Genomic DNA, 12,504 nt, shown 5'->3' with positions numbered 1-12,504 from the left:
GAGCAGCAGGGCGGCGGCCTCCGGCCCGGTCAGCCCGTCGAGGTCGGTCCGCCAGCCGTCGAGCAGCCGCACCCCGCCGCCGCGCCCCGGCTCGGTCCACAGCGGCACGCCTGCGTCCTGCAACGCGGCGAGGTCCCGGCGCACCGTGCGCACGGAGACCTCCAGCTCGGTGGCGAGCCGGGCCGCCGTGGAGCGCCGCACGGCCTGCAGGTGCAGCAGCAACGCGGTCAGCCGGCTCGATCGCACGAGTGGATGCTAGGCGCGAAACGGTGACAGGGGATGTCACTGTTGATGCGTCACGATGGCGCGGTGACGACGTCCTGGCACGATTTCGAGACCGCCCAGCCCGCCTTCGCCGAGACCGTGACCACCCGGTTCGCGGCCTTCCGCCACCATGTCCTGGCCACGCTGCGCGCCGACGGTGCCCCGCGGACCAGCGGCATCGAGACCAACTTCAAACTCGGTGAGCTGTGGCTCGGCAGCATGCCCGGCGCCCGCAAGGCCGACGACCTGCGCCGCGATCCCCGGTTCGCGCTGTCCGCCAACCCCGGCCCCGGCACGGGCATGGGCGGCGGCGACGTCCGGATCGCCGGATTCGCCCGCTGGGTCGACGATCCGGCGACGATGGCCCGCTTCGCCGACGCCGTCTCCCCACCGGAACCGTTCGACCTGTTCCGCGTCGAGCTGACCGAGGTCGTCCGCACCACCGTCGACGAGGCCGCCGGGGAGATCATCCTGACCACCTGGCGCCCGGGCCACCCTGCCCTGCGCGTCCAACGCCGCAGCTGACGGCCCCGACGAGGGGCCGCCGCCTGCGGAACATCCGACTGGAGCTGATTGCGGCGGTGGCTGAGACGTGAAGTCTGGTCCGGACACGGCTGGGCAGCGCAGTCATTCAGAGGGCCGACTCAGCCGAAGACCAGGTGGGTGGTCTGGATGGTCAGGGCGGTCAGGATGGCGTGGGCCGCGAGGATCGCCAGGTAGCCGATCGGCGCCGCGCAACCGGTGGCGGCGTGGGCGATGGCGGTCCGCGGGGCTCCCGGCAGTAGCGCACGCCGATCGCGTCCGGCCCGCGTCGTCCAGAAAGGTGGCGACGTAGCTGTCGGTCTCGAACCGGTCCGGTTCGCCGTTGACGACGCTGCGCCTGCGGTATTCGGTCAGGGTGCCCTCGGCGTCGCGGCTGAACAGGCGCACCAGCAGGCCGCCGAAGACCTCGCGACCGAGCCAGCCGGTGAACCCGGCCAGCGCGATCTCGCTCAGGCTCTGGGTGCGGTGCGGTGACGCACCCTGGTCGTCGGACGGCGGCTCATCCGTCCGCTCCGCGCTCGGCTCGGCTTCGGTCATCCGCCCCAGAACGGCAGCGGCCCGCGGGCCCTGGGAATGTCAGCCACGGGTCGGTGCGGTGGGGCCGGCCGGCAGCGGGGATTCCTCCTGCCGGCGATGGGCGATCATGGGGAGCCCGTTCCTCGGGCGCAGGGTGACCATCGGAACCGGGGTGACGGGTGTGCTGGTCGCCGGGGTGAACGACCAGTGACGGGCGATGCTGGCCAGCGCAAGCACGCCTTCGGTGAGGGCGAAGGTGTTGCCGATGCACTGGCGGGGGCCGGCGCCGAACGGGAAGTAGGCGAAGCGGTGCCGGGCTCCCGTGCTGGCCGGCGGCGGCGTCCCGGCGGCACCGGCGGTGCGCGCCTTGGTCCAGCGGGTGGGGTCGAGGCGTTCCGGCCGCGGCCACCAGCGTTCGTCGCGGTGCACGACCCACTGGCTCATCACCACCGTGGAGCCCGCCGGCAGGCGATGGCCGGCGATGTCACGGTCCTCGACGAGGTGGCGGGCCATCGCCCAGACCGGCGGGTACAGCCGCATCGCCTCCATCAGGACGGCGTTGCAGTAGGTCAGCTTCGCCACGTCGTCGGCGGTGGCGCGCCGCTCGCCCAGTACCTCGTCGAGTTCGTCGCGCAGGGTGGCCAGCACCTGCGGCTGGTCGCCGAGCAAGTGGAACGTCCAGGCCAGCGCGTTGGCGGTGGTCTCGTGCCCGGCGAGCAGGAGGGTCAGCGCCTCGTCGCGGATCTGGGTGTCGCTCATCGGCGCGCCGGTGTCGGCGTCGCGGGCGGCGAGCAGCAGGGACAGCAGGTCATCCCCGGTGGCGCCGGTGGCGCGGCGGGCGGCGATCATTTCGTGGATCGCGCGGTCCATGGCGGCGGTCGCCTCGCGGCGTCGACGGGAGCCCCCCAGCGGGAGGCGCTCCAGGGTGGTGAACCCGGGCATCGTGGCCCGGCGGGCGGCGGGCATCACCTGGTCGAGCGCGGTGCGGATGATGTCGGCGAACTGGCTGTCGAGGTCGACGCCGAACAAGGTCCGGGTGACGATCGCCAGGGTCATCTCGGTCATCTCGGCGTGCACGTCGAGATGCTGGCCGTCGCGCCAGCCGGCGACGGTCTCCTCGGCGGTGGCCCCGAAGGTGTCGACGTAGCTGGCGATCCGCTGCTTGTGGAACAGCGGCTGCATCAGCCGGCGCTGCTGACGGTGGACGTCGCCGCTGCTGGTGAGCAGCCCCTCGCCGAGCAGCAGCGCGAGGGGCTGCACCACGGTCCGCCGCGCCCCGGGACCCCGGCGCACGGCTCCCTTCGCGTAGACGCGGTGCCCGCTGACCAGGACGTCGGCGATCGCGTCCAGGTCGGTGACGAGGTACGCCGACACCGGCCAGCTCGTCAGGCGCGCCACCGGCCCGTGGTCGCGGCCAAGCTCGGTGAGCCGGCCGAGCGGATCGGCCCGCAGCCGCCGGATCGCCTCGACCGGGCCGAGGTCCGGCCCGGGTGCCTGCCCGGCCGGTCTGGTCGGGGATGAGGCGACGGGGGCGGCCGCGAGCGGGGAGGTTCGGCTCATCACTGCGTCCTTTCAGGGGCCCCTCGCAGGCGAGACGTCTGCGGGCGGGTGGTCCCAAGAGCACCAGGCCGGGATGAGAGGGGGTGCCGCGACCGATGTGAGGGACATGTGCGCCGACGGCCGGCACCCGCGCAGGCCGGTGGCGCGCGGCAGGACGCCGAGCGGCCCACACCAGGCCCGACCAGCCTTCGGATCCTGTTCGGGCGGCCTTCCAGGCGTCGCGCCTGCTGCGCCAGCTCGCCCTGGACGACGGGCCGCTGATGCCCAGCGGCGGTCATCGCTGGACGGTCCACACGCGCCGCGCGTAGTTCTACACGCGACCGGTGACGTCCACACGCGCGCGTGTACGTACACGCGCAGCCACGTGTAGACGTCCCGCTTGTTGACCGGGTCGGTTGCTCTGCGGACGGGCGGGGACGTCCCGACCTGCGGCCGGCATGACGACAGTCACCGCGGCGGGGGCCGGCCGGCCGGAAGTTAGCGAACGTCAACTACCTTGAGAGAACTGTGAGTCTGTCGCCGCGCAATCCCAAAGTAGCCGTGAGTGTCGTTTTCGTGGCAGCCATGTTCATGTCGATCATGGATGTGACGATCGTCAACGTCACGTTGCCGACGCTGGGGCGGGAGTTCGACGTCTCGCCGGCGGCGCTCGGCACGATCTCCGTCGGCTACCTGGCGAGCCTCGCGGTGGTGATCCCCGCGTCCGGCTGGGTCGGGGACCGCTTCGGCGGCCGGCGCACGCTGCTCGTCGCGATCGCGCTGTTCACGATCGCGTCCATGCTGTGCGGGATCGCGACCAGTTTCGGCGAGCTGGTGGCGTTCCGGGTGCTGCAGGGCGTCGGCGGCGGGTTGCTCACCCCGACGGGCATGGCGATGCTGTTCCGCGCCTTCCCGCCGAACGAGCGGGTGCGGGCGTCGGGGATCCTCACGGTGCCCACCGCGTTCGCGCCGGCGCTCGGCCCGGTGCTCGGCGGCCTGCTGGTGACCGACCTGTCGTGGCGCTGGGTGTTCTTCGTGAACTTGCCGATCGGGGTGTTCGCGCTGGCGTTCGGGCTGACCTTCCTGCCCAGGGACGGTGAGTCCAGCGCCGACCGGTTCGACCTGCCCGGCTTCCTGCTGTCCGCGGCCGGGTTCGGCCTGGTCATCGTCGGGGTGAGCGAGGGTCCGGAGCGCGGCTGGGGCTCGCCGCTGATCCTCGCCGCGCTGGCCGTCGGGTCGGTGCTGCTCGCGGCGCTGGTCGCCCAGCAGCTGCGGGCCTCGGCGCCGTTGCTGCACCTGCGGCTGTTCGCTGACCGGTTGTTCCGGTCCACGAACGTGGTGATGTTCCTCGCGACGGCCGCGTTCCTCGGCACCCTCTACATCGTCGCGCTGTTCTTCCAGGACGGGCTCGGCCTGACGGCGTTGAACTCGGGCCTGTCGACGTTCCCGGAGGCCGTCGGGGTGATGATCGGCTCGCAGGTCGCCAGCCGGGTGCTCTATCCGGCGTTCGGTCCACGCCGGGTCATGATCGGTGGGCTGCTCGGCGTGGGCGCGATGGCCGCGGTGATGGCGCTGGTCGGCGCGGGAACGAACCTGTGGTGGATGCGGCTGGCGATGTTCGGCCTCGGCTACGCGATGTCGCACGTGTTCGTGCCGACGCAGGCCGCGGCGTTCGCGCGGATCAGCACCGCCGAGACCGGCCGGGCGTCGACCCTGTTCAACGCCCAACGCCAGCTCGGCGGGGCCGTCGGCATCGCGGTGCTCTCCACCGCGCTCGCCGCCGTCGGCACCACCCACGTCGTCGGCGCCGGCACCGCACCCAATCTCATGAGCTATCACGTGGCGCTGCTCGTCGCCGCCGGCCTCGCCCTCATCGGCGCCGTCGCCGCGCTGTCCATCCACGACGTGGACGCCGAACACACCCGCGTCCGCCGGGTCCGTACCCGGCCGACGCGGCGGGCGGTCGCCGCCTCAGAGCAGGCGGCGTAGCCAGCTCACCCGGGCCGCCCTGGCCGCGCGGGAGACCGCCGCTTCGGGCATGATCTGGTCGAAGCCGTGGTAGGCACCCGGCCAGACGTGCAGTTCCGCCGATCCGCCCGCCTGCCAGATCGCGTCCGCGTAGGCGATGTCCTCGTCCCGGAAGGTCTCCGCGGCACCGACGTCGATGAACGTCGGCGGCAGGCCGGAGAGGTCACTCGCCCGCGCCGGCGCCGCGTACGGGCTGACGTCGTCCGTGCCGCTCGCCGCGCCGAGCAGGGCGGCCCAGCCGGTGGCGTTCGACGTCCGGTCCCAGACCCCGAGGCCGGCCATCTGCCGGCCCGACACGGAGTCGTTGCGGTCGTCGATCATCGGGCCGAGCAGCAGCTGACCGGCCAGCGCGGGACCGCCACGGTCGCGGGCCATCAGCGCGAGCGCCGCGGCCAGTCCGCCGCCGGCGCTGGTCCCGGCGACGAGCAGGCGCCCGGAGGTGACGCCGAACTCGGCGAGCCGGCCGGCCGTCCAGAGCAGGCCGGCGTAGCAGTCGTCGACGGGCCCCGGGTGCGGGTGCTCCGGCGCGAGCCGATATTCCGGGCAGACCACGACGAGGCCCAGCTCCTGCGCCCAGTCGAGGGGCTCGCGCACGCCGGAGCGGGCGTCGCCGAACACCATGCCGCCGCCGTGCATGAAGTAGACGGCGGCGGCCGGTTCTGGCACGGCGCTGGGCCGGCACACGAGCAGCGACACGTCGGGCTCACCGGGCGCCGTCGCGGTCTCGACGGTGAAGGCCCCGTCGCGGACGATCTGCTCGTCGTTGGACCCCGCGGCCGCCATCCGCTGGCGGAACGTGGCGATCTGCTCGGCCGTTATCGTTCGCGGGACGTACTCGGCGATGGTCTCCAGCACGGCAGCCAGCTCCGCGTCGAACGGCACCGGCGGCCCGGCCGCCACGTCCCGCCACTCCCTGTCACGGTCCAGCTCGCCAGACGCGGTCATGCCACTCTCCCTTGTCGTGTGCGGCGACGATCAGGTCCCGGCGGGGCCGGGAGACCAACGGCTCAGGCGATCCGGTACTCGTCGGGATCGAGCTGGCGGGTCCAGGCCCAGTAGGCGTCCAACGCCCAGGGCGACAGCGTGAACACCTTGCCGGCGGGGTTCTTGTAGTGGCTGTGTGTGATGGACGAGTGGGACCAGACGAGCTGGGAGATCTCGTTCTGGTATCGCTCGCTGTATTCCTTGAGCGCCTCGGGCCGCACCTCGCAGGCGCTGGCGCCGGCCGTGAGGGTCTGGCGGATCGCGTCCATCGCGAAATGGGTCTGGAACTCGGCGTGGTAGAACAGGCTCGCGCCGGCGGCGAGGTTCGTGCCGGGCCCGTACAGGCAGAACAGGTTCGGGAAGTTCGGCGCGGTGATGCCGAGGTGCGCCATCGGCTCGTCGCCCCACTGCTCGCGCAGCGACACCCCGTCGCGGCCGGTGACCGTCATGGTGGCGAGGAAGTCATTGTGCCGGAAGCCGGTGGCGTAGCAGATGATGTCGACCGGGTGGAAGGTGCCGTCAACGGTCTCGATGCCGTCGGGCCGGATGCGGCGGATCCCGGTGCGCACGAGTTCGACGTCTGCCCGGCGCAGGGTCGACAGCCAGCTTCCGTCGTCCTGCAGCACCCGCTTGCCGAGCGCCGGATAGTCCGGCGTGATCTTGGGGAGCAGGTCGGTGCGGTCGCCGATCACCGAGGTCATCCAGCCCAGCAGTAGTTCGGCGCGCTGCGCGTGGCCCGCGTTGATCGAGCGGGACGTCACGTCGCTGTGGTCGGGGTCGATCCGGTAGGGCTCGACGCCGGCGGAGATGCCGGAGAACGACACGATGAACCGGAACCACCGGCCGTAGAACGGCAGGTGCCGCAGCGCCCACCGGTCCCCCGCCGGCACCGTCCGGTGGTAGAGCATGTTCGGGATGACCCACTGCGCGGTCCGCTGGAAGATCGTCAGCTGGTCGACCGTGTCGGCGATCGCCGGGCCGATCTGGAAGCCGCTGGCCCCCGCGCCGACCAGGGCGAACCGGGTGCCGGTGAGGTCCAGATCCGCGGGCCAGCGGGTGGAGTGGAACGAGCGCCCCGCGAAGGTGTCCATCCCGGGGATGTCGGGGAGCCTCGGGATGTTCAGCGAGCCGACCGCGGAGATGACGAACCGCGCCCGCAGGGTCTCCGCGGCACCGTCCTCGCCGCTGATCCGCACCTCCCAGCGGGCGTCCGCCTCGTCCCAGGTGAGCTGGTCGACGCTGGTGTCGAAGCGGAAGTGCGGCCACAGCTCGTACTTGTCGACGACGGCACGGAAGTACGCCGCGAGCTCAGGCTGCTGGCAGTAGTACTCGCTCCACAGATGCGACGGCTCGAACGAGTAGCAGTACTGGTGGCTGGCGATGTCGACGCGGGCGCCGGGGTAGCGGTTCTCCCACCACGTCCCGCCGGGGCCGGCGTTCTTCTCGATGATGGTGAACGGCAGGCCGGCCTGCCGCAGCCGGATGCCGGCGAGGATCCCGGCCATCCCGCCGCCGATGACCAGGACATCGGAGGTCGCCTTCACCTCGGCGGGGATCTCGTCCCCCCAGGTGATCTCTCCGTGGTCGCGGCCGTCGAACTGCAGGTCGTCGAGGAAGAGGCCGGCCAACGAGCCCTCGACGGGCCGGCGGCCCATGAACGCGAACATCTCGCCGAGCAGCTCGGGGGTCGGCTCGTGCGGCACGCAGCCCGCGTCGCGGTAGGCGAGGATCGCCGGCACCGCGCGGCGGCGGATCTCGGCCTGCTCCTCGGCCGGCATCCCGCTCTGGATGTCCGGGGCGTTGGCCATCCGCGGCCCGATCTCACCGCGGATCCAGGACGGATCCCCCGTCAGATGGACGAGCGAGCACATCAGCGCGGGGACGCTGACGTCCGCCAACGCCGCCGTGATCGCCTCGGCATCCTCGGAGAACGGTTCCCCGGCATACGGGTTGCGTGTCACTGTTGTCTCTCCTGCGCCTCCGTGGGCCGCTGGCCGGGCGCGGGTCTGCGCAGGGCCCAGCGGGCGGTGTCGTCGGCGTCGTCCGGAAGGGGGGCGACACCCTCGGCGAGGGCGTCGGCGAGGTCGCGGAACGCCTCCACGCGGGCGGCGGCCAGGCGTTCGCAGCAGCGCTCGACCAGCCCGACGTAGCCCAGCCCGGCGACCTCGGCGCGGGTCGCGCTGTACCGGACCTGCTCGAGCAGCGCCTGTGCGGCCGCCTGCTCGGCGGCGATGACGGCGCGCACGGTGTCCGGACTGGCGACGTGGCCGATGGCCAGTTTGAGCAGGGCATGGTCCTTGATCATGGTCGGCGGCGTCGGCTCGGAGCCGACCCAGGCCGCGAGGGCCGCGCGCCCGGACTCGGTGATCCGGTAGCGCTGGCGCCCCCGCGGCCCCTCGACGGCACCGACCGCCTCGACGAGGCCCAGCTCCTCGATCCGGCGAAGCTCGGTGTAGATCGCCGACTGCGCCGGGCTCGCGAAGTAATAACGCAGGCTGTGGTCAGCCCATCGCTTCAGGTCGTATCCCGACAGCGCCTCGCCGAACGAGAGCAGCCCGAGGACGGCGTATCCGGTCGCGGAGAGCACAGCAGAAACATATAACTGTTTGACATATCGTGGCCGTCACATTGTGACATACGACACATCAGATGGATGATCCGGTCAGACCTGCGGCACCCGGCCCGCGGTCTCGCCGCCGTCGACCTTCAGCTGGGCCCCGGTGACGTAGGACGACGCGTCGGAGGCGAGGAACAACACGGCCTCGGCGACCTCGTTCGGCTGGCCGACCCGGCCCACGGGCAGGCCGTCGAACCGGGCGGAGTTCTCCGGCGTCGGCAGCATGTCCGTCGCGATCGGGCCCGGATGCACCGAATTCACCCGGATGCCGTGCGACCCGAGCTCCAGGGCCGACACCTGGGTCAGCCCGGTGACGCCGAACTTCGACGCCGCGTACGCACCATGCGCCCAGTACGGCCGCAGGCCCGCGGTCGAGGAGATGTTGACGATCGAGCCGCCGCCGCTGGCCCGCATCGGCTCGATGGCGGCGCGGATCCCGAGAAACGTGCCGCGCAGGTTCACCGCGACGATCCTGTCGAAGCCGTCGTCCGTCTCCGTCTCGATGGTCGCCAGATGATGGACCGCGGCGTTGTTCACCAGGACGTCGAGGCGGCCGAACTCCGCGAGCGTGTACTCCATGACGTCCGCCCAGGACTGCGCCCGCGACACGTCGTGGTGCCGCGCCCGGACGTCATCGCCTAACTCCTCGGCCACCTCGGCCACCAGGTCGTCACGCACGTCCGCGAGCACGACCCGGGCGCCCTCCGCGGCGAAAAGCCGCGCCTCCTGGGCGCCCATCCCGCGCGCCGCACCCGTGATGATCGCGACCTTGCCGGCCAGTCGGCCACCCGTACCGCCCACAGAACCTCCCACCTCCGCAGCTACCGCCCCGAACGAGGTCGGTAGGCCGATTTAACGACTATGCGGCCCACGAGACAACGTCAACGTCGTTGATTATCATGGTGGCATCGACGACAACGTGCAGGACTCAGGCCCGGACGACACCGGCACCGACACCGGCACCGGCACCGGCACCGGCACCGACACCGGCGCTGGACCCGTCCCGGGCGGCACCGAAGCGGACCGCGCTGGGCGCAGGACCCCGGGACCCGAGACGGCGCAACCGGAGACACCGGAACGGGAACCGGCGCAACCACAGTCGCCGGAACGGGAACCGGCAGAACGGGAGACGGCGAGGCCCGAGACGGCGGGCGGGCAGCGCAAGCGCCGCTCGCGGCGCCTGCCGCGCGGCACGCTGTCCCGCGAGGTGCTGATGGCCGCCGCGATGCAGGTCGTCGACACGCAGGGCGCGGGGGCCTTCAGCATGCGGGCACTCGGGGCGTTCCTCGAGTGCGACCCGACCGCGATGTACCGCCACTTCGTCACGAAGAACGCCCTGCTCGACGCGCTCGTCGACAGCGTCGTGCGGGACGGTGCGGCGACCCTGCCGGCGACCGACGACCCGCGCGCCGACATCCGGGCGAACTTCCGCCAGCTACGCCGCTCGCTGCTGGACCACCCCACGCTGGCGCCGCTCGTCCTGCGACGCCCGCCGGGCGTCGGCGCCTACTGGGAGCGCTCCGACCACGCCGTCGCGCAGCTGCACCGGGCCGGCATGGACCCCGTCGACGCGGCGAACGTCTACCAGACGCTGCTGTTCTACACCCTCGGTCACACCTTGTCCGAGGCCCGCCAGCTCGCCCGCGCGGTCGAGCGCGACGGCGCGGGCGCCGACGGCGGCCCGGTCGCGGCGGTGCGCCCGCCAGCCGACCGGCATCCGGACCTCTCCGACGTCGCGCCGCACCTGCGCGACGACAACGAGGCCCAGTTCCTCGCCGGCCTCGACCTGATCCTGCGCGACCTCCCCCGCTAAGCGCCCTGCCAGGGGAACCAGTCGGACACCATGCCACGCAGAGCGACCAGCCAGCGGACGAGCCGGACCCTCCACACGGACAGACCGAACACCACGCCGGGCATGACCAGCGGCGCCGCCGGGCGGCTCCTCCGCGCAGAGGTATCGGGCACCGCGCCCGTCATCGTGGTCGTCCGTCTTCGTTGTTTCGCGACTGGGGGGGGACGCGGCCGACTCGGCTGGCCGCGTGGCTCGCCACGGGTAACCCGACACAGGTACGCGCCGGCGTCGAGTTGCTACGGTACGAACAGGCCCGCGACCAGTCCGGCCAGCACCGCGTCCGCGATCGCGATCGCGCACCGGAGTAGGCAGTGGTCCCGGAGTAGGCAGTGGTCCCGGAGTAGGCAGTGGTCACCGCGCCCGCCTGGGCCTGGCGCCGCTGCGGGCCCGTGATCTTCCACGCACACCAGAGCGGAGGGCCGCATGAGGTTGCTCGACGGGCGGTCCATGGCCGCCGAGATCGGCCGTTACGTGATCGACGAGGCCGAGCGGCTGATGGTCGCCGGCCACACACCGACCCTGGCCGTGGTCCTGCCGGGGGCGGACCCGGCCGCCCGCTCCTACACGCACATCATCGAGCGGACCGCCGGCAAGGTCGGCGTTCGCTGCGAGCCGCACCAGCCGGCGGGCGGCCCGGCCGCGCTGCTCGACCTGGTCGACGCGCTCGCGGCGGACCCCCTGGTCGACGGGATCATCGTGCAGACCCCGCTGCCGACGGGCCTGAACTCCCGCGAGGTCGGTGAGCACATTCCCGTCGAGAAGGACGTCGACGGGATGAACCCGGCGAGCCTCGGCCGGCTCGCCCTCGGGCTGCCCGGCTTCGCACCGGCCACCGCCGCGGCCGTGGTGGAGATCCTCACCCGCGCCGCCATCCCGATGGCCGGTGCCCGCGCGTGCGTCATCGGTCGCGGGCCGGTGGTCGGCAAGCCGGTGTCCCTGCTGCTGCTCGCCGAGGACGCAACCGTCACCGTCTGCCACTCCCGCACCGCCGACCTGGTCACCGTCGCCCACGAGGCCGACATCATCGTCGCCGCGACGGGCCGGCCGGGGCTCGTCGGCGCCGGTTTCGTCCGTCCCGGCGCCACGGTCATCGACGTCGGCACCGCGGTCACCGCGGCGGGCCAGGTCGGCGACGTCGACGTCGCGGCCATCGCCCCGGTCGCGGGCGCGCTGACGCCCGTGCCGGGCGGCGTCGGACCGGTCACCACGATGCTGCTGCTGCGCAACACCATCCGGGCGGCGCAGCGCCGCTGAGCCGGAGCCTCGCTGCGCCGGGGATCGCCGAGGGGCCCGCCGCACCGCGGCTGGGCCCGGCGCGGCGGGCTCCCGGGCGTCACGCCGACGTGAACAGCGGCTCGGCGAACGCGACGCGGTTGCGGCCGTCGGCCTTGGCGCTGTAGAGCGCGTTGTCGGCCCGAGCGAGCAGCGTGGCGAGATCGCTCGGCGGCCCGTGGTGGGTGTGGGTGGCGACGCCGACGGAGACGGTGACCGACAGCGGCGGGTGTCCGTCGAGCCGGCAGCGGGTGCGGGCGACCTGGCGGCGGATCTGCTCCGCGACGTCGAGTGCGTGTTCCCCGCCCACCTCGCTGAGCAGGACGACGAACTCCTCCCCGCCGAAGCGGCCGACGAGGTCCCGCGGCCGGGTCATGCCACGCAGCGTGTCGGCCACGGCGAGCAGGATGATGTCGCCGACGAGGTGCCCGAACCGGTCGTTGACCCGTTTGAAGTGGTCGATGTCGACGAGCAGCACCGACATCGGCCGCCGGGACCGGCCGACCCGGCCCAGCTCACGCTCGGCGACCTGGCGCCAGTAGGCGGGATTGGCGAGCCGGGTCTTCGCGTCGGACCGGGCGGCGTGCAGCAGGTCGGTGTGCACCAGGCTGCGCTGCAACGCCAGCATCGGCGGCGGCACCGCGAGCAGGAGCAGCGGGCTCGCCGCCCACAGCACCGCGACGATGACGGACGAGCAGAGCTCGGCGATCCGCGCCGGCAGGGCCTCGTGCCGGTCCCGGTGGGCCCGCACGCACCGCCCCGCCCGCGTCGCATCGACGCCATGGCCAGCGAGATGGCCGGCGCCCTGGCCGGCAAGGTGGCCAGCGAGATGGCCGACGCCGTGGCCGGCGGCCCGGCCGAGGTCGGGACCGGCGGCCCGGCCGAGGTC

At 72.8% G+C, this 12,504-nt stretch carries 13 protein-coding genes; 4 read left to right on the top strand and 9 right to left on the bottom strand.

From position 1 onward, the window contains the following. Nucleotides 1-246 (bottom strand): helix-turn-helix transcriptional regulator (locus tag MXD58_RS09645; RefSeq protein ID WP_250609217.1); only part of this gene is annotated, 246 nt, incomplete at its 3' end. Nucleotides 247-279: 33 nt separating this feature from the next. Between MXD58_RS09645 and MXD58_RS09640 the strand changes: the two genes are divergently transcribed. Then, complete coding sequence (locus tag MXD58_RS09640) at nt 280-789, top strand: pyridoxamine 5'-phosphate oxidase family protein (RefSeq protein ID WP_250609216.1); 510 nt, start codon at nt 280-282, stop codon at nt 787-789. 102 nt (nt 790-891) lie between these two features. Here MXD58_RS09640 and MXD58_RS09635 read toward each other — a convergent pair whose 3' ends face one another. Then, nucleotides 892-1,344, bottom strand: coding sequence for a hypothetical protein (locus MXD58_RS09635; protein ID WP_248840778.1), 453 nt, complete (start codon nt 1,342-1,344; stop codon nt 892-894). Nucleotides 1,345-1,383: 39 nt separating this feature from the next. Beyond that, nucleotides 1,384-2,883, bottom strand: coding sequence for a cytochrome P450 (locus MXD58_RS09630; RefSeq protein ID WP_248840779.1), 1,500 nt, complete (start codon nt 2,881-2,883; stop codon nt 1,384-1,386). Between the two features lie 507 nt (nt 2,884-3,390). Between MXD58_RS09630 and MXD58_RS09625 the strand changes: the two genes are divergently transcribed. Next, complete coding sequence (locus MXD58_RS09625) at nt 3,391-4,851, top strand: MDR family MFS transporter (protein WP_308301932.1); 1,461 nt, start codon at nt 3,391-3,393, stop codon at nt 4,849-4,851. On the opposite strand, the gene MXD58_RS09620 is transcribed toward MXD58_RS09625, so the two are convergent. From MXD58_RS09620 to MXD58_RS09605, 4 genes are all read right to left on the bottom strand, one after another. Beyond that, complete coding sequence (locus tag MXD58_RS09620) at nt 4,834-5,835, bottom strand: alpha/beta hydrolase (RefSeq protein ID WP_248840780.1); 1,002 nt, start codon at nt 5,833-5,835, stop codon at nt 4,834-4,836. The genes MXD58_RS09625 and MXD58_RS09620 overlap by 18 nt on opposite strands. 62 nt (nt 5,836-5,897) lie before the next feature. Then, the gene (locus tag MXD58_RS09615) at nt 5,898-7,835 is read right to left on the bottom strand and encodes a flavin-containing monooxygenase (protein WP_248840781.1); all 1,938 of its coding nucleotides are present in this window, start codon (nt 7,833-7,835) and stop codon (nt 5,898-5,900) included. Then, the gene (locus MXD58_RS09610; protein ID WP_248840782.1) at nt 7,832-8,461 is read right to left on the bottom strand and encodes a PadR family transcriptional regulator; all 630 of its coding nucleotides are present in this window, start codon (nt 8,459-8,461) and stop codon (nt 7,832-7,834) included. The genes MXD58_RS09615 and MXD58_RS09610 overlap by 4 nt, the downstream gene beginning before the upstream one ends. Before the next feature lie 75 nt (nt 8,462-8,536). Next, nucleotides 8,537-9,292 (bottom strand): glucose 1-dehydrogenase, encoded by a 756-nt coding sequence (locus MXD58_RS09605; RefSeq protein WP_248840783.1) that lies wholly within the window; start codon nt 9,290-9,292, stop codon nt 8,537-8,539. A 118-nt stretch (nt 9,293-9,410) separates the two neighbouring features. Here MXD58_RS09605 and MXD58_RS09600 point away from each other — a divergent pair, with 118 nt between their 5' ends. Then, a complete protein-coding gene (locus MXD58_RS09600) occupies nt 9,411-10,304 on the top strand; it encodes a TetR/AcrR family transcriptional regulator (protein ID WP_308301931.1) in 894 nt (297 codons plus the stop codon). On the opposite strand, the gene MXD58_RS09595 is transcribed toward MXD58_RS09600, so the two are convergent. Continuing rightward, the gene (locus tag MXD58_RS09595; RefSeq protein WP_250609214.1) at nt 10,301-10,468 is read right to left on the bottom strand and encodes a hypothetical protein; all 168 of its coding nucleotides are present in this window, start codon (nt 10,466-10,468) and stop codon (nt 10,301-10,303) included. The genes MXD58_RS09600 and MXD58_RS09595 overlap by 4 nt on opposite strands. Nucleotides 10,469-10,766: 298 nt before the next feature. Here MXD58_RS09595 and MXD58_RS09590 point away from each other — a divergent pair, with 298 nt between their 5' ends. Further along, nucleotides 10,767-11,597 (top strand): bifunctional 5,10-methylenetetrahydrofolate dehydrogenase/5,10-methenyltetrahydrofolate cyclohydrolase, encoded by an 831-nt coding sequence (locus MXD58_RS09590; protein ID WP_248840785.1) that lies wholly within the window; start codon nt 10,767-10,769, stop codon nt 11,595-11,597. Between the two features lie 79 nt (nt 11,598-11,676). Here the strand turns inward: MXD58_RS09590 and MXD58_RS09585 are convergent. Then, a partial coding sequence (locus MXD58_RS09585) for a GGDEF domain-containing protein (RefSeq protein WP_250609212.1) occupies nt 11,677-12,504 on the bottom strand: 828 nt, incomplete at its 5' end.

The sequence above is a fragment of the Frankia sp. AgKG'84/4 genome (assembly GCF_023242965.2).
GTDB lineage: Bacteria > Actinomycetota > Actinomycetes > Frankiales > Frankiaceae > Frankia.
This window is presented reverse-complemented; position numbering and strand designations above follow the sequence as displayed.

Bases quoted from the DNA above. Each gene is read 5' to 3' on its own strand.
- MXD58_RS09595 (WP_250609214.1), bottom strand. From the start codon at position 10,468: ATGACGGGCGCGGTGCCCGATACCTCTGCGCGGAGGAGCCGCCCGGCG.
- MXD58_RS09590 (WP_248840785.1), top strand. From the start codon at position 10,767: ATGAGGTTGCTCGACGGGCGGTCCATGGCCGCCGAGATCGGCCGTTAC.
- MXD58_RS09635 (WP_248840778.1), bottom strand. From the start codon at position 1,344: ATGACCGAAGCCGAGCCGAGCGCGGAGCGGACGGATGAGCCGCCGTCC.
- MXD58_RS09640 (WP_250609216.1), top strand. From the start codon at position 280: ATGTCACTGTTGATGCGTCACGATGGCGCGGTGACGACGTCCTGGCAC.
- MXD58_RS09630 (WP_248840779.1), bottom strand. From the start codon at position 2,883: ATGAGCCGAACCTCCCCGCTCGCGGCCGCCCCCGTCGCCTCATCCCCG.
- MXD58_RS09620 (WP_248840780.1), bottom strand. From the start codon at position 5,835: ATGACCGCGTCTGGCGAGCTGGACCGTGACAGGGAGTGGCGGGACGTG.